The organism is Streptomyces sp. NPDC048288 (genome assembly GCF_043201555.1).
In the GTDB taxonomy this organism is placed as follows: Bacteria; Actinomycetota; Actinomycetes; order Streptomycetales; family Streptomycetaceae; genus Streptomyces.
In genome coordinates, this window is record NZ_JBICZD010000011.1 from 193904 (window position 1) to 220326 (window position 26423).

Consider the following 26423-nt stretch of genomic DNA (forward strand, 5'->3'; position numbering starts at 1 on the left):
CCCTAGCCCTTCTCCACCCGGGACAGCCAGGTCGTGAGCAGGGTTTCCAGCGTCTCGGCCTCGGCGGGCGTCAGCAGGTCGAGCAGCCGGCGCTCGTTGCGCATGTGGTCGGTGAACGCGCGGTCGATCAGTTCGCGGCCGGGTCGGGTGAGGGCGACGATCCGGCCGCGCTGGTCGTCCTCGGACCGGCGGCGGGTGACGAGTCCGGCCTCCTCCAGGCGGTTGATCCGCTTGGTCATCGCGCCGGTGGTGACCATGGTGTGCGCGGCGAGTTCCCCGGGTGCCCGCTCGTAGGGGGCACCGGCCCGGCGCAGGGCGCACAGCACGTCGAACTCCCCCTCGCCGAGGCCGTAGCGGCCGTAGACGAGGCAGAGCTCCTCGGTGAGCCGGTCGGCCAGCCGGTGCAGTCGGCCGATCACCGCCTGCGGGGCGACATCGACGTCGGGCCGCTCGCGGCGCCAGTCGGCCTGGATGAGGGAGACGCGGTCCGGCGCGTTCGGTTCGTCCATGCGTTCCATAATAGCTTCCCGGGAAGCTATATTGCCTTCCATGGAAGCTACTCTGCGCCGACGGGCGCTGACCGCGGTCGCGCCGGTGGCCTGGGGCGCCAACTACTACGTCACCCACCAGTTCCTGCCGGCGGACCGCCCCCTCTACGGGGCCGCCCTGCGGGCGCTGCCCGCCGGTCTCGTCCTGCTGGCCGTGTGCCGGCAACGGCCGCGCGGTGCCTGGTGGTGGCGGTCCGCGGTGCTCGGCCTGCTCAACGTGAGCGTGTTCTTCGTCCTCGTCTACGCCGCCTCCCAGCTGCTGCCGACGAGCATCGCCTCGACGGTCATGGCGCTGTCCCCGCTGGCGATGATGCTCATCGCGTGGGCCCTGGTCGCCGAGCGGCCCGGCACCGCGCACCTGGCCGGCGCCGCGATCGGGCTCGCGGGGGTCTGCCTCATGCTGCTCACGGGGGCCGACGGCGTCAGCGTGCCGGGAATCCTCGCCTCGGCCGCGGCCATGCTCGTGTCCTCCTTCGGCCACATCCTGACCAAGCGGTGGAGCGCCGGCACCGACGTGCTCGCCTCGACCGCCTGGCAGCTCACCGCCGGCGGCCTGTTCCTGCTCCCGGTCGCCGCCGCGGTGGAGGGGCCGCCGCCCGCGCTCTCCCCGACGGCGCTGCTCGCGTTCGGCTACGTCACCCTGATCGCCACCGCGCTGGCCTTCGTCGCCTGGTTCACCGGCCTGCGCCACCTGCCCGCGGGGACCGTCGGACTGATCGGACTCCTCAACCCCCTCACCGGCGTACTGCTCGGCACCGCGGTCGCCGGCGAGGTGCTGACCGGCCGTCAGCTGTGCGGGCTGGTCCTCGTCCTGGCCGGCGTCGTCCTGGGCCGGCCCGCACGCGCGGACGTCAGGAAGCCGACGCCAGCTTCAGCGCATAGGCCGGCCACCAGTCCCCCGCCTGCGGCCCGCCCTTGCACGTCCCGTCCGACTCCCCCGGGCGCTTGACCCACAGATAGGCGTCCACCAGCGGATCCGCCGTCTTCGTCGTCGGCGGCTCCCCCAGCGCCCGCCCCGGCGGGTTGCACCACCGCTCGTCCGGATTCCCGCCCGCGTAGGGCCCGTTGCCGTTCCTGCTGGTGTCGATCACGAAGTGCTTGCCGCCCACCTTCTGCGACAGCTGCTTGCCGTAGGCGATGGAGTCCTCGGTGGAGTAGAAGTTGGAGACGTTGACCGCGAAGCCGTCCGCCAGGTCGACGCCCGCCCGCTGCAGCGGCTGGTAGATCTGGTCGGGGTGGCCCCAGCCGGCGTTGCCCGCGTCCAGGTAGACCCTGGTGTTCTTCAGCGCCTTGAGCGTGGTGATCGCGCCGCGCAGCAAGTCGTAGCGTTCTTCGGCGAATTGGGCCTGGGTGCAGCCGTCGACCAGGTGCAGCACGGCGTCCGGTTCGAGGACGACGGTCGCGGGGCGGTCCTGGATGCCCCGGGCGACCCCGTCGATCCACGCCCGGTACGCGTCACCGTCGGCCGCGCCGCCCTGGCTGTACTGGCCGCAGTCGCGGTGCGGGATGTCGTACAGGACCAGCAGGGCCGTGCGGTCGGAGTTCTGCGCGGCCTCGGTGAAGCCGCGGGCCTCCTGCTCCGGGTTCTCCGGGCCGATCCACTCGCCGGTCGGCTGTGCCGCTATTCTGCGGATCCGCTCGGCGTCGGCGTCCTTGCCGGCCCGCGCGTAGGCCTTGACCTGGCGGGCCGCGTTGGAGTCGGGGTTCACCCAGAACGGGTCCGCCCCCTTGGGCTGTTGGGTGATCGCCGCGCCCGGGTCGGCGGTCTCCTTCTTGTCGTCCCCGCCGCCCGAGGAACAGCCGGCGAGCAGCAGCACCGCCCCCAGCGCCCACGCCCAGGCCGACGAGCGGGCCCCCCTGCTGTCGTACATCCAATTCCCCCCTGGGTGCACTTGGCCAGGCCCCAATCGTGACATACCCGCCGCACTCGCCACGAGATCGCCCAAGAGTTGTCCGCGAGCTGTTACAGCCCGCGCAGACGGGCGCCCTCGACGCTTGGCGGGCGGGGAGCTAGGCCCCGGCGTCCGTTGCCCTCTAGAGTCGTTTCCAGGCGGCCCCGGCCCCCGGTCTGCCTTCTTCGCCTCCCGCGCCTGACGCCGGGTTACTCCCGCAGCCCGAGCGCGCGCGGTCGAGGACCGGCCCGGTCGGCGGTCTCAGGGGAGCGGGTCGTCGACCGGGCCAGGTGGGTGCCGCGGCGGCAGCGCTATGCGGCGGTTCCGGTGAGGTACGCCGAGACGACCACGTTCGCCGTGTAGCTGTGGGTCGTCCGGTCGAAGGTGCCGCCGCAGGTGATCAGCCGGAGTTCGGCGCGGCCCGACTCCCGTGTTCCGTACGCCTGTTCCGCGTCGAAGTGGTCGCGGGGCAGGACCCTGATGTCATCGACGGTGAACTCGGCGACCGTGCCGTCGGCGCGGACCACGCGGACCGTCTCGCCCGGGTGCAGGGCGCTGATCTTGTAGAAGACGGCGGGCCGGGTCTCGGTGTCGACGTGTCCGACCAGGACCGCGGTGCCGGCCGCCCCGGGTTCGGTGCCGGAGCCGTACCAGCCGACCACGCCGGGCTGGTCGAAGGGCGGCGGGTCGACCCCGCCGTCCGGGTCGAGGCCGCGGGCGACCACGGGGGCCCGCACGCCCAGGTCCGGGATGTCGATGCGCTGGGGCGCGGCCGAGGTCAACGGCTTGGCGGCGGGCGGGAGTTCGGCGCCGAGGGGGCGGCCGACGGCGGCCACGTCGCCCGTAGTGGCGCCCGTCATGCCGTCGGGCACCTCGGTCACCCCGCGGCCCCACAGCCAGAGCCCGAGCAGCAGGATCGCCCAGGCCACGCCGGTCAGCAGCCGTCCGGTGCCGGCGGGCCGACCGGAGTCGTCGCGGTCGTCGGACATTCCGGTGCCGTCCTCAGCGCGAGCCACGGCCCCGGCGGGCGCCCAGCAGCCCGACGGCGATCGCGGCCAGCGCGGCGAGGACGAGTCCGACGACCGCCTGCGCGGTGTCGGGACCGGCCGAGCGGGACTCGACCGAGGCGAGCGGGGCGGTCCCCCCGCCGCCCGCGCGCACGGGCGCCATGGGCGAGGCCAGACCCTGCTGCCCGCCCTGCGGCGACAGGGACGGCTGTCCTACGACGGTGACGCTGCCGGTGAGGACGGAGCCGGCGCAGCTGACCTTCACGGTGTAGGTGCCGGCGCCGGTCGTGGAGCGGACCTGGGCCTCGCCGGTCAGGGCGCCGTCGAAGCCGGCCAGCCGGGCGTCCGAGACGAAGGCCGTGGAGGTGGCGCTGCCGGTCGTACCCGAGCAGCCGCTCACCCGCAGCGCGACGACGGAGCCGGGGGCCGGGGAGGCCGGGCTCACGGTGACGCCCCGGCCGTCCGCCGCATGGGCGGCCGCCGGGGAGAGACCGGCGGCGCAGGCCAGTAGTCCGGTACAGAGAGTGAGGCGTAGTGAGCCCATCGTGAACCTCCAGATATCTGGAGGCTCCCCCGCACCGGGCGCCCCCGCATCCTCGGGGGGCGCCTTCTTGCTCCGGACGAGTGAGATCAGGTTTCGTGCCCGGCCGGTCGGCCGGGCTCAGATCCGTTCGACGAGGTCCGCGATCGAGTCCACGACCTGCGACGGCCGGAATGGGTAGCGGTCGATGTCGTCCGGCTGGGTGACGCCGGACAGCACCAGGAAGGTGCGCATCCCGGCCTCCAGGCCGGCGAGGACGTCGGTGTCCATCCGGTCGCCGATCATCGCGGAGGTCTCCGAATGGCCGCCGATCGCGTTCAGACCGGCCCGCATCATCAGCGGGTTGGGCTTGCCGACGAAGTACGGCTCCTTGCCGGTGGCGGCGGTGATCAGCGCGGCCACCGAGCCGGTGGCGGGCAGGTCGCCCTCGGTGGACGGGCCGACGTTGTCGGGGTTGGTGGCGATGAACCGGGCGCCGTCGTTGATCAGGCGCACCGCCCTGGTGAGCGCCTCGAAGGAGTAGGTGCGGGTCTCGCCGAGGATCACGAAGTCGGGCTCGTGGTCGGTGAGGACGTACCCGATGTCGTGCAGCGCGGTGGTCAGTCCGGCCTCGCCGATGACGTAGGCGCTGCCGCCGGGCCGCTGGTCGTCCAGGAACTGGGCGGTGGCCAGCGCCGACGTCCAGATGTTGTCCACCGGCACGTCCAGGCCCATCCGGCGCAGCCGTGCGTGCAGGTCACGGGCGGTGTAGATGGAGTTGTTGGTGAGCACCAGGAACGGCTTCTCGGAGTCCCGCAGCTTCTTCAGGAACGCGTCCGCGCCGGGGATCGGGACACCCTCGTGGATGAGGACCCCGTCCATGTCGGTGAGCCATGACTCGATGGGCTTGCGGTCTGCCATGTCGTGCGTCTCCTGGCGTGCGTACGGCGTACATGCGGTCATGCGTGAGCTGGGGGCGCCGGAACCACGGCGTACCGACGCCCCCAGCCTAATCAGGACTGCGTGAGAGTGACCCCGTCGATCACCCAGTACCAGTTGTTGCCGCCGGTGTACCGGAAACGGAAGCTGGCCGTGGTCGCTCCGGCGGGGATCTGGAGGGTGACCGTTTCGGTGCGGGAGGGCACGTCGGCGGTGTAGGTGCGGACGGAGACGGGAGCGGCGCCGTCGTACGACACGAGGACCTCGCCGCGCTGCGGGGACTCCTGCCGGTAGAAGGTGGTGTAGGCGAGGGTGGCGGTGCGGCCGCCGGTCACCGGGTACGCCGGGCTGACCAGGGTGGAGTCGAAGGTGCCGGTCAGGCTCTTGTCGTTCCACTCGTCGCCGTCGGCGACCGCGAAGACGTTCCGGGCGCGGATGTTGCACTCGCGGTTCTGGTCGCGCTGGGCCTGGGTCCAGAACTCGTCGGTGGTGAAGGACCAGCCCCGCCACTCGGTGACCCCGCCGGTCCCCATCGCGGAGTTGTCCACCGACCAGCCGGTGGGCGGGGTGTGCGTGAAGCCGAGGATCGAGGCGCTGATCCCGGTCTCGTCGGCGCGGGGCAGGAGCCGGCCGCGCAGGCTGTCGAAGGCGTCGGCGGTGGGCTGCTGGACCGGACGGCCGTCCAGGTCCCAGGCCGGGTCGATCGCGACCCCGAGGTGGGCGAGGGCGGAGGCGGCGACGTCCGGCATCTTCACGTCGTGGCGCACCGAACCGGCCGCGAGCGTCGGCCCGGTGGCGATCAGGAAGGTCTGGCGTTCCTGGAGGGTGGAGCCGCCGTGGCCGCCCGCGTCGGTGTGCCCGTGGTCGGCGGTGACCATGACCAGCCAGTCCTCGCCCGGGTACGTCGCCCGCGCCTGGACCGCGGCGACCAGCTGCCCGACCTGGGCGTCCGCGCCGTGGATGGCGTCCAGGTACTGCTGGGAGGCGGCGCCGTAGCCGTGCCCGGCGTGGTCGATGTTGTCGAGCTGGACGAAGACCGCGTCCGGGTCGCCGTCCCGGAGCACGGCGACGGCCCGCGCGGTGGTCCCGGTGTCGTACTCGGCGCTCGGCGTGGACACCCGGGTGTCGACCTTCGCCGAGAACACGGTGTCGGTGATCGGCGCCCAGGAGGAGACGGCGTACGTGGACAGCCCCGGCTTCGCCGTCTCGACGCGGGTCAGGAAGTCCGGGTACTGCGTGAACCGGTTGCCGCTGAAGGTGTTGTCCTTGACGTTGTGCTTGTCGGGCCAGACGCCGGTGATGATCGTGGACCAGCCGGGACCGGACAGGGTGGGCGCGAGCGGGTTGGCGTAGATGCTGCTGGGCGCGGTGAGACCGGCCGCCGCCAGGGCGTCCAGGTGGGGCGCGTCGGCGTCCTCGACCCGGCTGAGCAGGCAGCCGTCCAGGCCGATGACCAGGACCTTGGGCGTCCTGGCCGCCGCCCGGGCGACGGCGGCGAACGGGCCGGCGGCGACGGCGACCGCGGCGGCGGAGCCGAGGAACGTACGACGGGACATGCGGTACGACACGGAGACCTCCGAAGGAGACAGGTGCGCGGGCATGGCGACGCCCCCGGCGGTTCCGGGGGCGTCGCGGTGTGGAGCGTTGCTCGGTGCGGCTCAGCTGCCGGTGGCGGACTTCCAGGCCTCCACGTACGACGTGAGGTTCTTGTCGATGTCGTTCCAGTCGGGCGTGAAGACGTCGACACCGTCCATCAGCTTGGTCAGCGCGATCGCGTTGGCGTCGACGGCCTTGACGTCGGTGCGGGCGCTGAAGCCGCCGCCGATCGAGCTGACCTCCTGCTGCTGCGTCCGCGCGAGCATGAAGTCGAGGAGCTTCTTGCCGTTCTCGCTGTGCGGGGCGCCCGTGAGCAGACCGGCCGCGTAGGGCAGCGCGAACGTGGTGGGCTTGCCGCCCTCGGCCGCCGGGAACCAGATGCCCAGGTTCGGCATGGTCTTGGACTGGGCGTAGTTCATCTGGACGTCGCCGTTGGCGACCAGCAGCTCGCCCTTGTCGACCTTGGGCGCGAGCTTGCCGGTGGAGGCGGACGGGCCGACGTTGTTGGCCTGGAGCCTGCCCAGGTACTCCAGCGCCTGCTTCTGGCCGCCGAAGTCGTGGATCGCCTTGATCAGCACGGCGGTTCCGTCACCGGCGACCCCGGGCGTGGAGTACTGGAGCTTGTTCTTGTACTTGCCGTCGAGCAGCTCCTCCCACGTCGTCGGCGCCTGCTTCAGCTCCTTCGTGTTGTAGACGAAGCCGAAGTAGTTGTTGACGACGGAGGTCCAGGTGCCGTCGGCGCCCTTGTCGGCACCGCCGACCTGCGCCGAGCCCGCGGGCCGGTACTTCTCCAGCAGCCCCTTGCTGTCGGCCTGCTGGATGAACGGCGGGAGCGTGACCAGCACATCGGCCTGCGGGTTGCTCTTCTCCCGCACGGCACGCTGCACCACCTCGCCGGAGCCGCCCTCGACGTACTTGACCTTGATGCCGGTCTGCTTGGTGAAGTCGGCGAAGACCTTGTCGTACCAGCCGTCGTTGTTCTCCCCCTTGAGCCCGTCGGCGCTGTAGACGGTGACGGCCTTCTCGTCGGCGGCGGCCGAGGAGCCACCGCAGGCGGAGAGCAGCGGAGTGGCGAGCAGCGAGACGGCTACGGCGATCTTGAGCGTGTTTCTGGACGTGATTCCGGGCATGGCGAAGCGAACTCCTTGCGTCGGTGAGGAACGGATCGGTGAGGGACGTGGGTCAGCGGTACGAGGCGCGGTTGCGGACGCGGGAGACGACGAACAGCGCGATCAGGGTCGCCGTCATGAGGACCACCGCGAGGGCGGAGCCGGCGAAGAGGGCGCCGCGGTCGGTGGCCGAGTAGATCAGGACCGGAAGCGGGGTCCAGTCGGGCGGGTAGAGCATCATCGTGGCGCTCAGCTCGCCCATGGAGAGGGCGAAGCAGAGCCCCGCGGCGGCGGTGAGCGAGGGCAGGAGCAGGGGCAGCCGGACCCGCAGGAGCACGTAGGCCGGGCGGGCGCCGAGCGAGGCGGCGGCCTGCTCGTAGGCGGGGTCGAGACGGGTGGTCGCGGCCGACACCGACTGGTAGGCGAAGGCCGTCACCAGCACGGTGTGCGCGAGGATCACGATCCACCGGGTGCCGTTGAGCAGGAACGGCGGCTTGGAGAAGGCCACCAGCAGCGCCAGCCCGACCACCACCGACGGCACGGCGACCGGCAGCACGAACAGGGCGTCGACCAGCTGCCGCTGACGTTTCCTCAGTGCCGCCCCGGCCAGCGCCGCCCAGGTGCCGACGACCAGCGCCAGCAGACTCGCGCCGACGGCCGTGACCAGGCTCGTGGTGAGCGCCTGGAGTGCGTCGCCCCGGGTGGCCGACCGGAAGTTGCCGGCCGTCAGCCCCGAAGGCAGCACGCCGGACCAGTGGGTGGCGAAGGAGGCGCCCAGGACGACCAGGAGAGGCAGGGCGAAGAGCGGCAGGAACAGCACGGTGAACACCGCCCACACCGCCCACCTGGCCCCACGGCTATGCACCAGCACGACGGCTCACCACCCGGTAGAGGCCGTACAGCCCCACAGAGATCAGGACGTTGACGACGGCGACGACACAGGCACCCGGATAGTCCGACTCCAGGATCGCCTTGCTGTAGACGAGCATCGGAAGGGTCGTGACCCCTTTCGCGCCGGTGAAGAGCACGATGCCGAACTCGTTGAGGCAGAGGACGAGGACGAGACTCCCGCCTGCCGCCAGCGCCGGCAGGGCCTCCGGCAGGATCACCTGCCGGACGATCCGCGGCGCCCGCGCCCCCAGACTCGACGCCGCCTCGATCTGCGCGGTGTCCACCTGCGAGAACGCGGCGAGCAGCGGCCGCATCACGAACGGCGTGAAGTAGGTGACCTCGGCGAGCAGCACCCCCCAGGGCGTCGTCAGGAACTGGAACGACCCGACGATCCCGGTGGTGCCGTAGATGAAGAGAAGCGCCAGCGTGATCAGGAAGGAGGGGAAGGACAGATAGACGTCGATGAACCGGGCGACGGCTTTCGCCCCCGGGAAGGGGATGAAGGCGATCACGAGAGCGAGGAGAAACCCGAGCACCAGACACCCGGCGGTGGAGGCGACGGCGATCCAGACGGTGGTCCAGAGAGCGTTGCGGAACGACTCCGAGGCGAAGACGTCGGCGTAGGGCTGAAGGGAGGTGCCCCCGGTGTCGGGGTGCAGCGATTGCTGGACAACGAGGGCGAGCGGATAAAGGAAGAAGATGCCGAGCAATGCAATGGGCGGCAGGACCAACGCGCCCCGAAAGGGGCGCGGGGCTGCATCTGATGTGCGGCTACCGCCGCGTGGGCGCGACAAGCCCCCACCGGCCCGCATCCGCCCCACAACCTCACCCACGGCCAACTCCAACCGGCAGCAACACCGCATCCTCCGGCGCGAAGTGCAATGCCACCTCGTCCCCGAACCCCGGCGGATCCCTCAACTCCCGCACATCCGCCATCACCGCATGCCCGTCCACCTCGACATACAGCCGATGGGTCGCCCCCCGCCACTGAATCTCTTTCACGACCCCCACAAGCCGATTGGGCCCCTCCCCCAGCCCCACCAGATGCGGCCGCACGCACAACGTCGCCCGAGCCCCCGCGACCACCCCCGCCGTGTCGACCTTCACCCCGACCCCCGCGAAGTCCACTCCCCCCGCCCCCACGGTCACCGGCAACAGATTCGCCCCGCCCACGAACGACGCCGTGAACTCGTCCGCAGGCGCCCGGTAGAGCTCCGTCGGTGTCCCACAGGCCCGCAGCCGGGCCTTGTCCATGACGGCGATCCGGTCGGCCAGCGTCAACGCCTCGACCTGGTCGTGAGTGACGTACAGGATCGACACGTCGGGCAACTCGCGGTGCAGCCGCGCCAGTTCCGCGAGCATCCCGGACCGGAGCTGCGCGTCGAGCGCGGACAGTGGTTCGTCGAGGAGCAGGACGCCCGGCCGGATGGCCAACGCCCGTGCGATGGCGACCCGTTGCTGCTGCCCACCGGACAGCTCCCGGGGATACCGCCGCGCGTACGCCGCCATCCCGGTCATCTCCAGCGCCTCGGCGACCCGTTCCCGGATCTCCTCCTTGGCCGCCTTCCGCGCCTTCAGCCCGAACGCCACGTTGTCGGCGACCCGCATGTGCGGGAACAGCGCGTACTGCTGCACCACCATCCCGATCCCGCGCCGGTGCGGCGGCAGGTCGGTCACGTCGCGCTCGCCGAGGAACACCCGCCCGGCTACGGGCCGTACGAACCCGGCGACCGCCCGCAGCGCGGTGGTCTTGCCGGAGCCGGACGGCCCGAGCAGGGCCATCACCTCGCCGGGCTCGACGGTGAGGTCGAGGGAGTCGAGGACGACGTTCCCGTCGTAAGCGACGCTCACCGAGTCGAAGCGGATGCCGCCGCTGGTCCCGCTGCTCATGCGAGCACTCCGGGCAACCGGTCCACGGACTCCAGCACATGGGTGGCCCCGGCGCCCCGCAGCGCGTCCGCGCCGTGCGCCCCGGTCAGGACCCCCGCGACCAGCCCGGCGCCGGCCCGGACCCCGGTGAGCATGTCGTACGAGGTGTCACCCACGACGGCGACCTGACGGACGTCGTCCGCGGCCCGCGTCCGCAGGAACGCCGTGAGGACCATGTCGGGGTACGGCCGCCCGCGGCCCCCCGCGTCGGCGGGGCACAGGGTGAGCGGGACCAGGTCCTGCCAGCCGAGGGCGGCGAGGATCGCGTCCTGGGTGGCGCGGGCGAAGCCGGTGGTGAGGACGACCGTACGGCCCTGGGCCTGGAGCGTCTCGATGGTCTCGCGGGCGCCGGGCAGGGCGTGGACCCTGCCGCCGTCGACGAGTTCGGCGTAGGCCGCCTCGAAGGCCTTGTTGGCCTCCTGGGCCTTCGCCTCCTCCCCGAACAGGTGCCGGAAGACGGAGATCTTGGACTCGCCCATGGTGGCGCGGACGTAGTCGATCATCTGCTCGGGGTCGGCGTCCAGATGGCGGGCGGCCGCCGTGAACGCCTGCTCGACGAGCCCGCCGTCGGCGACGGTCGTACCGGCCATGTCCAGCACGACGAGTCGGATGTCTTCGGTCAACTCTCTCACCAGCCCAGTTCGTTCGCGGTCGTCTCTGCTATCGCGGGCGAGCAGGTCATGCCGCGCCCGCCGGGCCCGGTGACCAGCCACACCCCGTCGGCCACCCGTTGCCGGTGCACGACCCGCGAGGGGTCCGTGCACTGCGCGTACACACCGGCCCAGCGGTGCCGGACGCGCGGCAGCGGCCGGCCGAGCAGGGACTCGACGACCCCGGCCAGGTGCTCGTACGGCTCCTCGACGGTGTCGAAGGCGAAGGGGTGCTCGTACTCGTGGGTGTCGCCGATGGTCAGGCCGCCGTCGGCACGCTGCACCATGAGGAGCTGCATGCGGTGGACGGCGGCGGTCTCCGGCTGCGGCTGGCGGGCGTTGAGCTCGTCCAGGGCCGGGGAGGCGTACGCCGGGTAGTAGCGGAAGCTGTCGGCGTCGGCGACCGAGGTGGGGAGGGGTTCGCCGAGCGGGTCGGTCTGCATCATCTGGAGGCGCACCCGGCGCACGGGCAGGTCGGGTCCGGCGAGTTCGCGGACCAGGCCGCCGAGCCAGGCCCCGGTGGCCAGGACGACGGCGTCGGCGCGGTGGACGTCCCCGTGGTCGTCGCGGACGGCTGCCGCGCCCACGACCTCGCGGACCTCCCGGCCGGGCAGGAACGTGTAGTTCGGGGACTTCAGCAGCTCGGCGCGGAGGGCGAGCTGGGCGGTGCGCGGCTCGACGGCCGCGTCGCGTTCGCAGTACAGGGCCGCGTCGAAGGCGCCGCGCAGGGCGGGGTTCAGGGCGCGGGCCTCGGCGGGGGTGAGCAGCTTGTGGCCGCGGGCGGCCGCGTCGGCGCGGGCCACGGCGGCCTCGGCGACGGCGAGTTCGTGTGCGCCGCGCACCGGGGTCAGCGACCCGTTGGCCCGGAAGCCGAGCCCGGGCACCCGCCCGCCGATCTCCTCCCACAACTCCCGGGCCCGCAGGGCGGTGTCGAGTTCCTCCCCGCCCGCGCGCCCGCTCACCCAGATCTGCCCGAAGTTGCGCAGCGAGGCGCCGCGGGCCTCGGCCTCGCGCTCGATCTGCACGACCTCGTGGCCGCGTTCCACTGCCTGCCAGGCGTGCATGGTGCCCACCACGCCTGCTCCTACGACTGTCACTCTCACGACCGCCACGCTCCTCGCGAACCGGTAACCGGAAAGGTCCGGATGCCAACGAGAGCGTGAACTGGTCATCACGTTTGGGCTAGACCCGTTATCTTTTCGTGATACTCCAGGGCGGTCGAGAGTCCATCAAATCGGTACTTTTCAGCCGCCGAGGTGGGTCGTGAACGAGAACCGGTCCCCCCGGTACAGCGACCGCACCCGCTCCAGCGGCGCGCCCTCCGTGTCCCGTGACACCCGGTGGATCAGCAGCATCGGAAGGGCCGGCGGGGTGCCGATGAGCAGCGCCTCGCGCGGAGTGGCCAGCACGGTCTCGATGCGCTCGTCGGCGTCCCCGAACGCGATGCCCTTCTCGTGCAGGTAGCCGTAGAAGGAGGAGTCGGGGTGGAAGTCGGCGTCGAGGTCGGGAACCCGGGCCACCGCGACATACGTGCTCTCCAGCCCGACCCGCTCGTCGTCGGCGAGCAGCACGCGCTCCAGGTGCCAGACGGGTTCGCCGCGCTCCAGGCCGGTCTCGGCGGCGAGCGCCGGCGGGCAGGGGAAGCGGTCGAGGGTGACCAGGCTGCGGCCGGGGGTGCGGCCCTGGCGCCGTACGCCCTCCGTGTAGCTGGCGAGGGACAGCGGCTGCTCCAGCTTGGGCCCCGCGACGACCGTGCCGCGGCCCTGCCGGCGGAGCTTGCCCTCCAGCACGAGTTCGCGCAGCGCCTGCCGGACGGTCTCCCGGGCGACCCCGTACTCCTCCGACAGATCACGCTCGGTGGGGATGAGGCCGCCCTCGCCGAGCGCGCCGACGAGATGGTCGATCCGCGCCTTCACCGCGTAGTACTTCGGGATGCGGCCGTGCTCGGGGATGCCGGAGCGGACGGGGGCGCCGGGGTCCTGGTCGTTCGGGTAGTCCACGCAGGGATCGTCGCAGACGGCGCTTTCCGCGTGGGAGACAGGTCACCGCCGCCGACGCGCCAGCAGGAACGCGCCCCCTCCCACCGTGAGCAGCGCGACGGTGGCCGCGAGCAGTCCGTGGGCCACGCCGAGGCCGGTGCGGGCCAGTTCGCGGGCGCGTTCCCCGGCCTCCGCGGCCTCGTCGACGAAGGGCAGGGCGCTGCCCGGGGCGGCGGTGGGGGTGGGGGTGAGGGTCCCCGGGGCGGTCCCGGTGCCGGGGCTGGTGCCGGGGCTGCGGCTGGTGCCGGGGCTGGGCCGGGTTACGGCGGAGGCGGTGGCGGAGGCCTCCGGATCGGTGGGGGCGGTGGGGTCGGCGGGGGCAGTGGGGTCGGCGGGGTCCGCCGGAGTGGCGGGGCCGGCGGGGGTCGCGGGGACGGCCGGGGTGGCCGGGGTGGCGGGCGCGGGGCCCGTGGGAGGCGGCGGAGGCGGGGGCGGGGGGTCCTCGCCGATGCCGAAGCGGTAGTCGTTCGACTCCCCCACCCACTGCCCGTCCGACCCCTGCCGCTGCACGGCGGCCGCGTTGACCGTGACCGCGTTCGTCACGGCGTCGGAGGCGACGGCGAGTCTGACCTTGACCGAGACGGTCGCGCCGGACGCGATGGTGAACCCCGGGAAGTCGTTCCCGTCGAACACGCCGACCAGCTCCGACTCGTCCGTCTCCGTCAGCATGACCGGGCGGGTGCTCGGACCGTCGTAGAACTCCAGCTCGGTCTGGGAGGGCTTGAGGGCCCTCTTGTCGTCGGCGAGGACGACGACCGGGTGGACGTCGGTGCAGGTGCGGGGCGTGGTGTTCGTGAGGTCGAGGTACCAGACACCGAATCCGCCACCGGCCTCGTAGGTCGAGGGGCCGTCATGGATCCGGGCGGTGAGGGGGAAGCCCTGCTCGTCGGCGCCCGCGCAGGACGCGTCGGTGACGGCGGGCGCGGCGGGTGCGGAGAGGGCAGCGGGCGCGGCGGGCATGGCGGGCATGGCGGGCATGGCCAAGGCCGTGGGGACGGCGGCCGCCGACGACACGGGGGCGAGAACGGCGGCTGCGGCCACGCGGAGGAACAGGGACGTGCTCAGTCGCATGATCATGTGATCCTGCCGCGCCCGGCCGCGACCGTCCGGCCGCCACTCCGCACAGCGGCACCAACTCCGCCCGATCAGCCCCCACCACCGGCTCTCCCATCACCACCGGCTCTCCCACCACCGTCAGCTCCCCACCGCCTCCCCTCCTGCCCATCCCCCCTCCGCCCGGCCGAACAGCGGGGCGAGCAGCAGGTGGGCCGCGCCCACCGCGACGCCCCGGTCCGCGCCGGGGGCGAGGCGTACGGGGACGGTCGTACCGAGGCCGCTCTCGCGGCGGGCGTGTTCGTCGAGGACGGCGGCGACGCCGTGGACGAAGGTCTCCGGGTCGGCCGCGATCGTCCGGCCGCCGAGCAGCACGAGGTCGATGTCGAGCAGCCCGGCCAGGTTCGCGGCCCCGACGCCGAGGATCCGCGCCGCCTCACCGGCCTCGCCGCGGGCCATCGCCGCCAGGCACAGCGCCTCGATACAGCCCCGGTTGCCGCAGTGGCACGGCGGCCCGTCGAGCTGGACGACCTGGTGCCCGAACTCCCCGGCACCGGTGCGCGCCCCCCGGTGCACGCTGTCGCCGATCACCAGGCCGGCGCCCAGCCCCGTACCGAGGAGCAGGCAGACGAAGGAGCCGTGCTCGCCGCCGACGGCGAGTCCGAGGGCGGCCGCGTTGCTGTCCTTGTCGACGACGACCGGCACCCCGAGCCGCTCCGCGAGCGCGTCCCGCAGCGGAAAGCCGTCCCACTCGGGGAACCCGGTGACCCGGTGCAGCACCCCGTGGATGTGGTCGAGCGGACCCGGCGCCGCGACCCCGGCCCCGAGCACCGAGTCGCCCCCCAGCCCGATCAGCTCCCCGGCCGGCTCCGCGACCGCCGCCAGCACGGCCTCCGCCCCGGCGCCCAGGTCCACCGCCGTGTGCCGCTCGGCGACGACCGTGCCCTCCAGGTCCACCAGTACGACCCGCAGCTCGTCGCGGTCGAGCTGGATGCCCACCGCGTGCCCCGCGTCCGGCACCAGCCGCAGCACGGTGGCCGGCTTGCCCCCCGTCGACGCGCGCCGTCCGGCCTCCGCAGCGAAGCCCTCGTCCCGCAGCCGGGCGGTGATCTTGCTGACCGCCTGGGGAGTGAGCCCGGTCCGCTCGGCAAGCTCCAGCCGGCTGATGCCGGCCCCGCCCGCCGTCCGCAGCAGATCCAGCACCAGCGCGGTGTTGTGACTGCGTACGGCCAGCAGATTCGCTCCGGCCGCGCCGCCCGGTCCGCTCCTCGTCCTGTTCACGCCATCCATTCTCCCCGCCACTTGCACTTTGGCAACAGCGTTGCGAAAGTGGGACCCATGACCCGCATGACAGCTGCTCCTCCCCTCCGCGTCGGCCTCATCGGCTACGGACTCGCCGGATCCGTCTTCCACGCCCCCCTGATCGCCGCCACCGAGGGCCTGGCCCTGGACACGGTGGTCACCTCGAACCCCGAGCGGCAGGCGCAGGCGAAGGCCGAGTTCCCGGACGTCCGGACCGTCGGCACGCCCGACGAGCTGTTCGACCGGTCCGCCGAGTTCGACCTCCTCGTCATCGCGTCCCCGAACAAGACGCACGTGCCGCTGGCGACGACCGCCCTCAAGGCGGGCCTCCCGGTCGTGATCGACAAGCCGATCGCCGGCACCGCCGCCGAGGCCCGCGATCTGGCCGCAGCCGCCGACGAGCGCGGCCTGCTGCTCTCGGTCTTCCAGAACCGCCGCTGGGACAACGACTTCCTGACCCTGCGGAAGCTGCTCGCGGACGGCGAACTGGGCGACGCCTGGCGCTTCGAGTCCCGCTTCGAGCGCTGGCGCCCGCAGCCCAAGGGCGGCTGGCGCGAGTCCGGCGACCCGGAAGAGATCGGAGGTCTCCTCTACGACCTCGGCAGCCACATCGTCGACCAGGCCCTGGTCCTCTTCGGCCCGGCCACCGAGGTGTACGCCGAGTCGGTCGTCCGCCGGGCCGGCGCCGAGGCCGACGACGACACGTTCATCGCCCTCACCCACGCGAGCGGCGTCCGCTCCCACCTCCACGTCTCGGCGACGGCGGCCCAGCTCGGCCCCCGCTTCCGGGTCCTCGGTTCGAAGGCCGGCTACGTCAAGTACGGCCTGGACCCGCAGGAGGCGGCGCTGCGCGAGGGCGAGCGCCCGGGCACCTCGGACGGCTGGGGCGTGGAGCCGGAGTCGCTGTACGGCCGTATCGGCGCGGGAGAGTCGCCGGTCACCGGCGGCGGCCGTATCGTCCCCACTGTCCCCGGTGACTACCCCGCGTACTACGCGGGGGTGGCCGCGGCCCTGCGGGGCGAGGGCCCCAACCCGGTGACCGCCCTGGAGGCGGCCGCCGCCCTGGACGTACTGGAAGCAGCGCGCCGCTCGGCGCGGGACAAGGTGACGGTGACCCTCTGATGCACCACCCGCAGATCACCCCGAGGTCCGCTCCCGAACTCACCCCGTCGGTGGAGGAGCTGGAGAAGCAGGAACACCGCCTGGTCTTCCGGCAGTTCACGAACGACGACGCGTGGGCGCTGGGCTCCCTGCTGGTGGAGATGGCCCGGGAGCGCCAGGCCCCCGTGGCCATCGACATCCACCGCGGCGGCCAGCAGCTCTTCCACGCGGCCCTGCCCGGCTCCACCCCCGACAACGACGCCTGGATCACCCGCAAACGCCGGGTCGTCGAGCGCTACGGCGCCGCGTCCTACCTGGTCGGCGCCCGCTTCCGCGCCAAGGGCACGACCTTCGAGGAGTCCTCCCGCCTCGACCCCGACACGTACGCGGCCCACGGCGGCTCGTTCCCGATCAACGTCGAGAACGTCGGCGTCATCGGCTCGGTGACCGTCTCCGGCCTCCCCCAACTCCAGGACCACCGCTTCGTGGTGGAGGCGCTGGAAACCTTCCTGAAGCTGTAGCCGCAGCCCTATGTGATCGCGAAACCGATACTGACGGCGTTCGCGGCCAGATAGGCGGCCGTGGTCGCCATGGCCACGAAATGGTTGACCCGCCGCACCGAGGCGTTTCTTTCGTGGTCGGCCCACCTCCAGACGATGTAGGTGGTGCAGCCCACGGCGATCAGCGTGTACAGCAGGGTGATCAACTGGATCTGATCGACCAGGGTGACGCCGAAGAGGGTTCCCGCCAGACTCGACGAGCGCATGTTCACCACGACGCTGAAGAGTGACGCGCCCAGAATCCCGTAGCGCGCCCCGATGATGGACAGCAGGTCCTTCGACCAGATCCAGTACGAGATCAAAGAGATGAGGAAAGCGACGTAGGCCGGCCAGGTCTCCCTGACGAAGCCGGCCACGTCGTCCCTGGCGAGCTTGAAGCCGATGACGAATTGGCTGTACCGGCTGTTCTGCCCGTGTGTGATCCGCGGGTCCCCGAAGGAAGTCTGGTACGTGTGCGTCACCACCCGCGTACCGAAGCTCCTGATCTTGAACCCGCCGAGTTCGATCTCGTGGTCATATCCGGAGTTCGCGGTGTCCGGCACGTAGGTGAACTGGGAGGAGTTGAACTCCGAGTCCTCGATCCGGATCTGGACGTCCTGCTTGTCGAACGGGTACTCACTGAGGTCGAACTGCTGCCGGAAGGTGCCGGACACCTTCACCTGGGACCAGTACTCGTCGCCGATCTTCTCCACGGACCGGTCGGTCTGGGTCACCTGTGTGGCGTTGACGAACTCCAGGCGCCTGGTGGCGTCGAGGGCGGCGCTCGGACACACGCTCCAGAGCCAGAAGTCCGCGTTGACGGTCCGCGGTGAGACATTCAGCCCGTACAGGTCCGTGACGTAGGCCCCGATGCGACAGCTGGACACGGCCGCGGCCGCCGCCCGGGGGGCGAGAATTCCGGAAACCGCCGTCACCATGGCGAGGTACACCAGGACAGCGGCAGAAGCGCGCCGGCACCAGAGCGGCCGGCCGGACTTCCCCATGGCCCCAAATTAACGGAGCGGCCCGGGACCTTCGGGTCCACACACTCCCGGGGACCCGTTGTCACCCGATTGCGTGCGCCCACCCGGGCCGCCGCCGAGGAGTCCTACGCGTCCTTGAGCTCCTGCCGCTGGCGACCGAGTCCGCCGATCTCCAGTTCCACCACGTCCCCGCCCCGCAGGAACGGCTTCGGCTCGGGCGCTCCCAGCGCCACCCCCGCCGGAGTCCCCGTGTTGATGACGTCCCCGGGGTACAGCACCATGAACTGGCTGACGTACCGGACGACTTCGGCCACCGAGAAGATCTGCTCGGCCGTCGTCCCGTCCTGCTTCAGCTCCCCGTTCACCCAGAGCTTCAGCGACAGCCCCTGCGGATCCCCGACCTCGTCCGCGGTCACCAGCCACGGCCCCAGCGGGTTGAACGTCTCGCAGTTCTTCCCCTTGTCCCAGGTCCCGCCGCGCTCGATCTGGAACTCCCGCTCGGACACGTCGTGCGCGACGGCGTACCCGGCGACATAGGCCAGCGGATCCTCGTCGTCGGCCAGATAACGGGCGGTCCGCCCGATGACGACGGCGAGCTCGACCTCCCAGTCGGTCTTCACGGACCGGCGCGGCACCAGCACGGTGTCGTTCGGCCCGACGACCGTGTCCGCGGCCTTGAAGAAGATGACCGGTTCGGCCGGCGGCTCGGCGCCCGTCTCGCGCGCGTGGTCGTGGTAGTTGAGCCCGATGCACACGATCTTGCCGATCCGCGCCACCGGCGGCCCGATCCGCAGCCCGGCCGCGTCGAGCACGGGCAGCTCCCCCGCGCCGGCGGCGGCCCGGACCCGCCCGAGCGCCGCGTCGTCGGCGAGCAGCGCCCCGTCGATGTCGTCGACGATCCCCGACAGGTCCCGCAGCACACCCTCGGCGTCGAGCAGCGCGGGCCGCTCCGACCCCGCCGTACCGACTCGCAGCAGCTTCATGGTCGTCACCATCTCCCTTGATAGCGGGCGCCCGACCGATGGGTGCAGCCATCGGAGGACTGGTCGATCCTCCAATGAGAGCGTGCAGCGGGCAAGAGCCTGTTCACGTACTGGACCGTAGCCACCGGGGTCCCACGGGCGCGGCAGCCGCTCCTGACCGCCTCGGCCTCACGCCTGACCGGTCTCCAGCGGCTCCAGGAGGCGCTTGGGCTTCAGGAGTGCCCGGCTGACCGGGTCGGCCGGATCCGGATCGAGTCCCGGTCCCGGCGTGACGAGAACGTCCGCGACGGGAACCACGGTTCCGCAGGCGGGGCATTCGCCGTACGAGCCGAGTTCGGTCCCGCACTCCGCGTGCCGGAAGTAGCGCAGCCGGCGGTCCATGAGGTGCTCGCGCCCCCAGACGGAGAGGGCGCGCAGGGCGGGCCAGAGGGCGATGCCGCGCTCGGTGACGACGTACTCGTCCCGGGGCGGCGACTCCTGGTAGCGGCGCTTCTCCAGGATCCCCACCTCGGTGAGGGTCTTCAGCCGGGCCGACAGGACGGCGCGCGGGATGCCGAGGTGGACGAGGAAGTCGTTGTAGCGCCGGACGCCGTAGAGCGCGTCGCGGATGACGAGCAGCGTCCAGCGCTCGCCGACGACCTCCAGCGCGCTCGCCAGCGAGCACTCCTGCGTCACGTAGTCCTTGCCCAGAGCCATGGGGCCACCTTAGTCAGTTTGCCTTGCTTAGGTTCAATGAACGAACCGACGGTGCTACGGTACCCCCATGACTAGGTTCAGTGAAAGAACCATGAAGCGTGCGAGCCCGTCGACACCCGACTCCGAGGCGCCGGGATCCTTGGCGGCCCCGGCCCGGGACGGCCGCCCCACCCTGGCACTGACCAGCGCCGCGACCGCCGTCGCCCTGATGACCTACACGGCCCCGATGGTCACGCTCCCGGACACGGCCGCCGCCCTGCACACCCCCCTCTCCGCACAGGCCTGGCTGCTGAACGGCACCCCGCTCGGCCTCGCCGCCCTCCTCCTGGTGGCGGGCACCCTGGCCGACGACTACGGCCGCCGCCGCGTCTTCGTCGCCGGCACCCTCGCCCTCGGCCTGACCACCGCCCTCGGCGGCCTGGCCGCCTCCACCTGGGCGTTCACCCTCGCCCGGGCCGCCCAGGGCGCGGCGAGCGCGGCGATCCTGGCGAGCAGCCTGGGCCTCCTGGTCGCCGCCTTCCCGAGCCCGCGCGGCCGGCTGCACGCGACCGGCGTGTGGGGCGCGTTCGTGAGCGGCGGCATCGCGCTCGGCCCGCTGGTGGCCGGCGCGATGCCCAGCTGGCGGGTGGCCTACGCGGTACTGGGCGCGGCCGCGCTGATCGTGGCGGGCCTCTCCTTCCGCGCCCTGACGGAGTCCCGCTCACCGCGCGGCGGCCGCCCGGACATCGCCGGCGCCGTGACCTTCGGCCTGGCCCTGGTCGCCCTCGTGGCGGCCCTGACCCTGGGCCGGGACGGCTGGCTACGGCCGCAGGTGGGCCTGCTGTTCGCGACGACGGTCGTCCTCCTCGCGCTCTTCACCCTGATCGAGCGCCGCCACTCCCCGACCCCGATGATCGACCTCTCCCTCCTGCGCAGCCCCCGCTTCCTGGCCTCCTCCCTCGGCGGCCTGGTCACGGGCCTCGCGGTGATAGGCCTGTTCAGCTTCCTGCCGGCCCTGCTCCAGCAGACGCTCGGGATGTCCGCGATGGACACGGCGTGGCTCTTCCTGCTCTGGTCCGGCCTCTCCTTCACGGTGGCGCTCCAGGCCAAGCGCCTCGCGGGCCGTGTCCCACCCCGGTGGCAACTGACCGTCGGCTTCCTGCTGCACGCGGGCGGCGCCCTCGCCATGCTGGGCGCCCTCGACGCGGGCTCCTGGCCCCGGCTCCTGCCCGGCCTGGTGCTGAGCGGCGCGGGCAGCGGCCTCCTCAACGCCGCGCTCCCCCTCCTCGCCGTGGAGTCGGTCCCGCCCGCCCGCGCGGCCATGGGCTCCGGCGCCCAGCAGACCTTCCGCTACATCGGCTCCTGCGCCGGCGTGGCCCTCACCATCGCCCTCGCCACCTCCTCCGGCGGAGGCCTGGCCCACGGCGCGGACGTGGCGATGGTCGTGTCGGCGGCCGTCGCGGTACTGGGCGCGGCGGGGGTGGCGGCCCTGCGGGAGCGGACGCGTTAGCGCATCCGGCGCCGAAGCGCCTCCGAAGCGCCTCCCGTCAGCTGCGAGGGAGTGTCCGACGCGTCGGACACTCCCTCGCAGCGAGCTCGAACTCAGCTCGGATCGGGCCCTGTTCCGCCGGTCACCGGGCAGCCCGTGCGGCCGGCCGGGCAGCGGGCGGCTGGACGTGCGGAGCGGGAACGGCAGCGGGCTTCCGCATGGGGGCGACCCCGTTCGGCGTGACCTCTTCGAACCCCGACGCGACACCGTTGCCTCGCCACGCGGAGCCGTCCCAGACGAACGCCGCGGCCACCGTCCGGTAGAAGCCCGGCGAGCACGAGGCCCACCCGCCCCAGTCGAAGACAACCTCCGGCCCGTACAGGCCCCATCGGTTCACGCCGGTGCCACCGAACTTCCAGGCGCTGGTACGGCAGTCCACCCACGTGGACCCGTTCCACCGCTGAACGATCGCTCGCGTGGCGGCCCAGCCGTCAGGCTCGGTCAGACCGGTACCGCATCCCTGCTTCAACGCGTAGGTCTCGCTGTAGGCGAGGTTGCCGGACAGTACGCCGGGCTTCTTGTGGTCGATTCCGGCGTCTCCCTGGACGCACAGGCCGGCGGCGTTGTACACGGTGACCCTGCGGGCCCAGGTGTACGCGCTGGCCGGCTGGGTCCACAGCGCTGCCGTCAGCAGCGCCACGAACATGCACAGCGTGGCTTTCAGAGACAGTCGGGACATGGTCCTGCTCCCTCCGGTACTTGAACTCACTTGCGACTCGGCGACCGCCGTAGGACACATCACGTCCTCGGCACGCCCGACTCCAGGAATCCGCTGGAATCAACGAGAGTGCGCGAGATCCGCCCAGGTGGTCCTGCGGCCGAGGGGCGGGACAGTGGGGCGGCCATGACGTACCAGGCCCCACCGGTGTGTCCGCGACTGCGGACGTGAGTGCTCCGAGATCGTGGACCACGGGCTCACTGACTCATACAAGGTAGGCGATGCGGTCGTCCGTCGCCTGTCGGGAGCCCGGCGCACCGAACCGCGGGCCCCGGCGCCCTACGCGCGCGGCCGCATCGACACCAACTTCCCCCACACCACCATCCGGTACCGGGAGGTGAACTCGGGCGTGCAGGTGGTCAGGGTGATGTAGTACCCGGGCTGCTTGTACCCGTACGACGGCTTCACGATCGACCGCGGTACGGCCCTGACGACCCCCGAGTCACGGGCCGACGTCTGCGGCAGGATCTGGTCCACGGCGTAGGTGTAGGTCGCCGCCTTCGTCTCGACCTCGATCGTGTCCTTCCGCCTCAGCCGCGGCAGGTACCGGAACGGCTCACCGTGCGTGTTCCGGTGCCCCGCGAGCGCGAAGTTCCCGGCCTGGCCCGGCTGCTGGGTCCCGGGATAGTGACCGACGTACCCGTAGTTGAGCACCTTCGGCTTGCTGACCCCCTCCGCGATCGGCACCCGCAGACCGAGCCGGGGAATGACGAGGATCGCGTACGCCCGGGAGTCCACCACACGGGTCGTGTACGACGTCTGCCGCCGCCCGCCGCCGGAACCACCCGCCCCCGAAGCCGACCCGGAAGCCGACCCGGCCGAACCGGAGCCCCCTTTCACCGCGCCGCTCGACCCCCCACCCCCTCCCGACCCCCCGGAGTCCCCCCACTCCCGCTCCAGCGCCTCCACCTTCCGCTCGGCCCCCTGCTTCGCCTCCCGGTTGGTCCACCACAGCTGATGCACCACGAGCAGCATCAGCACCACGCCCACGGTGACGAGGAGTTCGCCCCCGGTCCACACCACCCGTCGCCGCCGCGCCCGCCACCGCCGGTCACCGTGCCCCACGACCCACCGCACCGCGCACCTCCCGCCGCCCCCGGTCCGACCCCCGGTTGGGCCCGCACGATAAGACGACCGCCACCAAGTCACCAGAGCCATAGGGCTTCCTCTCACGCCCCCTCCCCACGATCACTTCCTCCACGGGTTTTAGAAAGCGGTGTCACAACTCTCGACAACCCCACACGCCACACCTGATGCTTCCTGTTGGCATGCGGGGGGACGAGTCAACGCCGGTCCGGGAACCGGTGCTTGAGCCGCAACGGAGAGGTTGAGAAGCAGCCATGATCCGACGCAGAACACTCCTGGCCGCCGCGGGCGGCGGCCTCCTGGGCAGCGCCCTGGCCACGGGCACGGCCCACGCCGACGCGACGATAGCCGTCAGTCCGTCGACCTCGTGGGGCACCTGGGAGGGCTGGGGCACCTCCCTGGCCTGGTGGGGCAATGTCTTCGGCACCCGCGACGACTTCGCCGACATCTTCTTCACCACCAAGTCGACGACGTACAACAGCACATCGCTCCCCGGCCTGGGCCTGAACATCGCCCGCTACAACCTGGGCGCGTGCAGCTGGAACAGCGTGAGCGGCGAATCGATGGTCGCCTCCGCGAACATCCCCGCGTTCAAGCAGATCGAGGGCTACTGGCAGGACTGGAACAACGAGGACCCCACCTCCTCGGCCTGGGACTGGACGGCGGACGCCACGCAGCGCGCGATGCTCGTCAAAGCCGTCAACCGGGGCGCCACCGCCGAACTCTTCGCCAACTCCCCCATGTGGTGGATGTGCCTGAACCACAACCCGTCCGGCGCGTCCGACGGCGGCAACAACCTCCAGTCCTGGAACTACCGCCAGCACGCCTCGCACCTGGCGTCGGTGGCGTTGTACGCCAAGAACAACTGGGGCGTGAACTTCGCGACGGTCGAGGCCTTCAACGAACCGTCCTCCTCCTGGTGGACGGCCACCGGCACCCAGGAGGGCTGCCACATGGACTCGACCGTCCAGTCGGCCGTACTCCCTTACCTCCGCAGCGAGTTGAACAGCCGGGGCCTGACCACCACCAAGATCTCCGCCTCGGACGAAACCAGCTACGACCTGGCCCGCACCACCTGGAGCGCCTTCTCCTCCACCACCAAGGGCTACGTGGACCGCGTGAACGTCCACGGCTACCAGGGCTCCGGCGGCCGCCGCGACCTCCTCTACACCGACGTCGTCACGACGGCCGGCAAGGCCCTCTGGAACTCCGAGACCGGCGACAACGACGGCACCGGCTACACCCTGGCCTTCAACCTCCTCTACGACTTCCGCTGGCTGCACCCCACCGCCTGGGTCTACTGGCAGGTCATGGACCCGTCCTCGAACTGGGCGATGATCGCGTACGACGCGGACACCCTGGCGGCCGGCGCGGTCACCACCAAGTACTACGTGATGGCCCAGTTCAGCCGTCACATCCGCCCCGGGATGAAGATCCTCGACACGGGCGTCAGCAACGCGGTCGCGGCCTACGACAGCTCGGCCAAGCGCCTGGTGATCGTGGCCCTGAACACCGCCACCTCCGCCCAGACCTTCACCTTCAACCTCTCCGGCTTCACCACGGTGACCGGCGGCACGAGCGGCCTGGTCCCCCGCTGGAACACGGTGACGACGGGCGGCGACGCGTACAAGTCGTACTCCGACACCTACCTCTCCGGAAAGACGGTGGCGGTGTCGGTCGCGGCGAAGGCCGTCCAGACCCTCCAGATCGACGGCGTGACGATCTGACGACGACGCCAGAGCGGGACTCCCGGGGGGACGCCCCCCGGGAGTCCCCCCGGGGAGACTCCCGGGAGTCCTCCGGGAGTCCCCTCACAACCGCACACTCATCTCCACCCGCACCACATCCCCCTCCCCCAACCCCCGCGCCTTCCGCACCGCGCTCTTCAGCGGCAGCAGATACCCGCCGTCCTTCGGAAACAGCGACGTCTCGAAGACCACCCCGCCCACCACCGCCTCGACGGGAATGACCCCCCACCCGTACGACGCCATGGCGGCGACGGCCCGAATCTCCTCGGACTCCTCCTCGGGCACCGGCACGAAGTAGTACGGAGAAGGCCCCCGCCACTCCACCACGCTCCCACCGAACACAAACCGCACAGTGCGCCCCTCCTCGTCGCTCACTACCCCCATCTCTATCTCTTCTTTGTCGCTCATGGGCAGTACGGTGTCGTTCATGCGCCCCGACACGCCCGCCGAGAACGTCGACCACACCGCCGAAGCGGCACGCCTGGAGCGGACCGCCGGCCTCTACCCCGAGGACGCGGAAGCACTGCTGCTGCAAGCCGCGGCCCACCTCGAACTGGCCGACGCCCGCCCCGCCGCGACCGCCCTCTACGACCGCCTCCTCGCCACCCCGGACACCCTTGAGAACGCGCCCCTGGTCCGCGCCCTCAAGGCCTCGAACCTCTGGGAGTACGACCACGAGGCGGAGGCACGCGCGATCATCGACGGCATCCGCGCCACGGCCCCCCGCGACCCGGCCCCCTGGGTCATCGTGGCCGAGTCCCTCGAATCCCACGACGAGCTCGAAGCGGCGCACGACACGTTCACGGAGGCGGCCACCCTCCTCCTCACGGACGCGACGGAACCCCCCTACGCCACGCACCCCCTGCTCTTCGGCCGCCACAGGGTCCGCCGCATGCTCGGCCTCCCCCACGACGACTGGGACGCCCGCGCCGACACCCTGCACTCCGCCTCGGTCTCCCTGGACGAACTCCACGACCCCAAGCGCGTCTGGTCCCTCGGCTCCGACAACCCGGCCGAGCTGGAAGCCGAGATCTCCCGCCTCCGAGCAGAACTCGGCGCCTACCGCGAGGCCCTCTCCCGCCCCTTCCCGGTGGCCGTCCTGCACTGGCCGGCGAACGAGCTCTCGGAACTCCTCTCCGCCTACCCGGACCTGGCCACGGAGTACCCCTCCCACCCCGAGCACCTCTCGACCATAGAGTCCTCCCTCCGCGAACTCTCCACCTCCGGCACCCCCAACCTCGGCATCGTCACCGCCACCGTCCCCTCCTACGAGGCCTTCGCCGCCTCCGAAGGCACCACCCCCGCCGACCCGACCCTCCTCCCCCAGTACGCCACCACCCTCGCGGCCCGCGGCCGAGCCGTGGTCTGGCCCCCTCAGCGCACCTCCGACTGCTGGTGCGGCGAAACCCAGCCGTACGCCACCTGCCACGGCTCCTAACCCACCTCCCGCACCCGCTGAGACCACCCGGCGTGCCCCCCAAGCACCCGACGCGCCCCAACCCCGCCCCGCAACGCAGCCGACCCCCAGACACACCCCGCCAAGCCGCCCACCTTCCCGGGGCCGCC

The 26423-nt window shown here is 71.9% G+C and carries 27 protein-coding genes; 6 read left to right on the plus strand and 21 right to left on the minus strand.

Features of this window, described 5'->3' with window-relative positions; genetic code table 11:
- Positions 1-2 precede the first annotated feature (2 nt).
- Positions 3-509 carry a MarR family transcriptional regulator gene (locus ACGFZS_RS35125; RefSeq protein ID WP_365695744.1) on the minus strand — a complete coding sequence of 169 codons (507 nt, stop codon included), beginning with the start codon at positions 507-509 and terminating at the stop codon, positions 3-5.
- Positions 510-549: 40 nt separating this feature from the next.
- Between ACGFZS_RS35125 and ACGFZS_RS35130 the strand changes: the two genes are divergently transcribed.
- Positions 550-1497, plus strand: coding sequence for an EamA family transporter (locus tag ACGFZS_RS35130; RefSeq protein ID WP_393798486.1), 948 nt, complete (start codon positions 550-552; stop codon positions 1495-1497).
- Here ACGFZS_RS35130 and ACGFZS_RS35135 read toward each other — a convergent pair.
- The 14 genes from ACGFZS_RS35135 to ACGFZS_RS35200 all read right to left on the minus strand — a co-directional run bounded on the left by ACGFZS_RS35135 (position 1400) and on the right by ACGFZS_RS35200 (position 15463).
- On the minus strand, positions 1400-2419 hold the full coding sequence (locus ACGFZS_RS35135; RefSeq protein ID WP_393798487.1) for a glycoside hydrolase family 6 protein: 1020 nt from the start codon (positions 2417-2419) through the stop codon (positions 1400-1402). The genes ACGFZS_RS35130 and ACGFZS_RS35135 overlap by 98 nt on opposite strands.
- A gap of 332 nt (positions 2420-2751) precedes the next feature.
- Positions 2752-3429 carry a class F sortase gene (locus ACGFZS_RS35140; protein WP_393798488.1) on the minus strand — a complete coding sequence of 226 codons (678 nt, stop codon included), beginning with the start codon at positions 3427-3429 and terminating at the stop codon, positions 2752-2754.
- Positions 3430-3442: 13 nt separating this feature from the next.
- Positions 3443-3991: a hypothetical protein gene (locus ACGFZS_RS35145; RefSeq protein WP_393798489.1), complete on the minus strand. Its 549-nt coding sequence runs from the start codon at positions 3989-3991 to the stop codon at positions 3443-3445.
- Positions 3992-4108: 117 nt separating this feature from the next.
- The gene (locus ACGFZS_RS35150) at positions 4109-4888 is read right to left on the minus strand and encodes an HAD-IIA family hydrolase (RefSeq protein ID WP_359215686.1); all 780 of its coding nucleotides are present in this window, start codon (positions 4886-4888) and stop codon (positions 4109-4111) included.
- 92 nt (positions 4889-4980) lie between these two features.
- Complete coding sequence (locus tag ACGFZS_RS35155) at positions 4981-6507, minus strand: alkaline phosphatase family protein (RefSeq protein ID WP_393798490.1); 1527 nt, start codon at positions 6505-6507, stop codon at positions 4981-4983.
- Between the two features lie 57 nt (positions 6508-6564).
- On the minus strand, positions 6565-7632 hold the full coding sequence (locus tag ACGFZS_RS35160) for a 2-aminoethylphosphonate ABC transporter substrate-binding protein (RefSeq protein ID WP_393798491.1): 1068 nt from the start codon (positions 7630-7632) through the stop codon (positions 6565-6567).
- A gap of 52 nt (positions 7633-7684) precedes the next feature.
- On the minus strand, positions 7685-8482 hold the full coding sequence (locus tag ACGFZS_RS35165; RefSeq protein ID WP_393798492.1) for an ABC transporter permease: 798 nt from the start codon (positions 8480-8482) through the stop codon (positions 7685-7687).
- Entirely contained in the window at positions 8469-9314 is an 846-nt protein-coding gene (locus ACGFZS_RS35170; RefSeq protein WP_393798644.1) for a 2-aminoethylphosphonate ABC transporter permease subunit, read from the minus strand. The genes ACGFZS_RS35165 and ACGFZS_RS35170 overlap by 14 nt, the downstream gene beginning before the upstream one ends.
- 13 nt (positions 9315-9327) lie before the next feature.
- On the minus strand, positions 9328-10392 hold the full coding sequence (locus ACGFZS_RS35175) for an ABC transporter ATP-binding protein (RefSeq protein WP_393798493.1): 1065 nt from the start codon (positions 10390-10392) through the stop codon (positions 9328-9330).
- The gene (locus tag ACGFZS_RS35180) at positions 10389-11054 is read right to left on the minus strand and encodes a phosphonatase-like hydrolase (RefSeq protein WP_393798494.1); all 666 of its coding nucleotides are present in this window, start codon (positions 11052-11054) and stop codon (positions 10389-10391) included. Before ACGFZS_RS35180 ends, ACGFZS_RS35175 begins: the two co-directional genes overlap by 4 nt.
- 5 nt (positions 11055-11059) lie before the next feature.
- A complete protein-coding gene (locus ACGFZS_RS35185; RefSeq protein ID WP_393798645.1) occupies positions 11060-12145 on the minus strand; it encodes a TIGR03364 family FAD-dependent oxidoreductase in 1086 nt (361 codons plus the stop codon).
- 180 nt (positions 12146-12325) lie between these two features.
- Entirely contained in the window at positions 12326-13081 is a 756-nt protein-coding gene (locus ACGFZS_RS35190; RefSeq protein ID WP_393798495.1) for a GntR family transcriptional regulator, read from the minus strand.
- Positions 13082-13123: 42 nt separating this feature from the next.
- Positions 13124-14191, minus strand: a complete 1068-nt coding sequence (locus ACGFZS_RS35195) for a hypothetical protein (protein ID WP_393798496.1) — start codon at positions 14189-14191, stop codon at positions 13124-13126.
- Positions 14192-14314: 123 nt separating this feature from the next.
- Positions 14315-15463 (minus strand): ROK family protein, encoded by a 1149-nt coding sequence (locus tag ACGFZS_RS35200; RefSeq protein WP_393798497.1) that lies wholly within the window; start codon positions 15461-15463, stop codon positions 14315-14317.
- A gap of 48 nt (positions 15464-15511) precedes the next feature.
- On the opposite strand from ACGFZS_RS35200, the gene ACGFZS_RS35205 reads away from it, so the two are divergent.
- Together ACGFZS_RS35205 and ACGFZS_RS35210 are read left to right on the plus strand one after the other, a co-directional pair.
- Positions 15512-16597: a Gfo/Idh/MocA family oxidoreductase gene (locus ACGFZS_RS35205; RefSeq protein WP_393798498.1), complete on the plus strand. Its 1086-nt coding sequence runs from the start codon at positions 15512-15514 to the stop codon at positions 16595-16597.
- Positions 16597-17097, plus strand: coding sequence for a heme-degrading domain-containing protein (locus ACGFZS_RS35210; protein WP_393798499.1), 501 nt, complete (start codon positions 16597-16599; stop codon positions 17095-17097). The genes ACGFZS_RS35205 and ACGFZS_RS35210 overlap by 1 nt, the downstream gene beginning before the upstream one ends.
- 8 nt (positions 17098-17105) lie before the next feature.
- Here the strand turns inward: ACGFZS_RS35210 and ACGFZS_RS35215 are convergent, their stop codons facing one another.
- The 3 genes from ACGFZS_RS35215 to ACGFZS_RS35225 all read right to left on the minus strand — a co-directional run bounded on the left by ACGFZS_RS35215 (position 17106) and on the right by ACGFZS_RS35225 (position 19777).
- Positions 17106-18119 (minus strand): hypothetical protein, encoded by a 1014-nt coding sequence (locus ACGFZS_RS35215; RefSeq protein WP_393798500.1) that lies wholly within the window; start codon positions 18117-18119, stop codon positions 17106-17108.
- A 104-nt stretch (positions 18120-18223) separates the two neighbouring features.
- Complete coding sequence (locus tag ACGFZS_RS35220; RefSeq protein ID WP_393660539.1) at positions 18224-19081, minus strand: fumarylacetoacetate hydrolase family protein; 858 nt, start codon at positions 19079-19081, stop codon at positions 18224-18226.
- A gap of 168 nt (positions 19082-19249) precedes the next feature.
- Positions 19250-19777 (minus strand): winged helix-turn-helix transcriptional regulator, encoded by a 528-nt coding sequence (locus ACGFZS_RS35225; protein ID WP_393660540.1) that lies wholly within the window; start codon positions 19775-19777, stop codon positions 19250-19252.
- Positions 19778-19868: 91 nt separating this feature from the next.
- On the opposite strand from ACGFZS_RS35225, the gene ACGFZS_RS35230 reads away from it, so the two are divergent.
- The gene (locus tag ACGFZS_RS35230; RefSeq protein WP_393798501.1) at positions 19869-21266 is read left to right on the plus strand and encodes an MFS transporter; all 1398 of its coding nucleotides are present in this window, start codon (positions 19869-19871) and stop codon (positions 21264-21266) included.
- 121 nt (positions 21267-21387) lie between these two features.
- Here the strand turns inward: ACGFZS_RS35230 and ACGFZS_RS35235 are convergent, their stop codons facing one another.
- Together ACGFZS_RS35235 and ACGFZS_RS35240 are read right to left on the minus strand one after the other, a co-directional pair.
- The gene (locus tag ACGFZS_RS35235) at positions 21388-21984 is read right to left on the minus strand and encodes a hypothetical protein (RefSeq protein ID WP_393660542.1); all 597 of its coding nucleotides are present in this window, start codon (positions 21982-21984) and stop codon (positions 21388-21390) included.
- Positions 21985-22302: 318 nt separating this feature from the next.
- The gene (locus ACGFZS_RS35240; RefSeq protein WP_393660543.1) at positions 22303-23100 is read right to left on the minus strand and encodes a class E sortase; all 798 of its coding nucleotides are present in this window, start codon (positions 23098-23100) and stop codon (positions 22303-22305) included.
- Positions 23101-23363: 263 nt separating this feature from the next.
- Here ACGFZS_RS35240 and ACGFZS_RS35245 point away from each other — a divergent pair, with 263 nt between their 5' ends.
- Complete coding sequence (locus ACGFZS_RS35245; RefSeq protein ID WP_393798502.1) at positions 23364-24836, plus strand: beta-1,6-galactanase; 1473 nt, start codon at positions 23364-23366, stop codon at positions 24834-24836.
- Positions 24837-24920: 84 nt separating this feature from the next.
- Here ACGFZS_RS35245 and ACGFZS_RS35250 read toward each other — a convergent pair whose 3' ends face one another.
- A complete protein-coding gene (locus ACGFZS_RS35250) occupies positions 24921-25208 on the minus strand; it encodes a DUF1905 domain-containing protein (protein ID WP_393798646.1) in 288 nt (95 codons plus the stop codon).
- A gap of 76 nt (positions 25209-25284) precedes the next feature.
- Here ACGFZS_RS35250 and ACGFZS_RS35255 point away from each other — a divergent pair, with 76 nt between their 5' ends.
- Positions 25285-26295, plus strand: coding sequence for a hypothetical protein (locus ACGFZS_RS35255; protein WP_393798503.1), 1011 nt, complete (start codon positions 25285-25287; stop codon positions 26293-26295).
- The last annotated feature ends 128 nt before the right edge of the window (positions 26296-26423 follow it).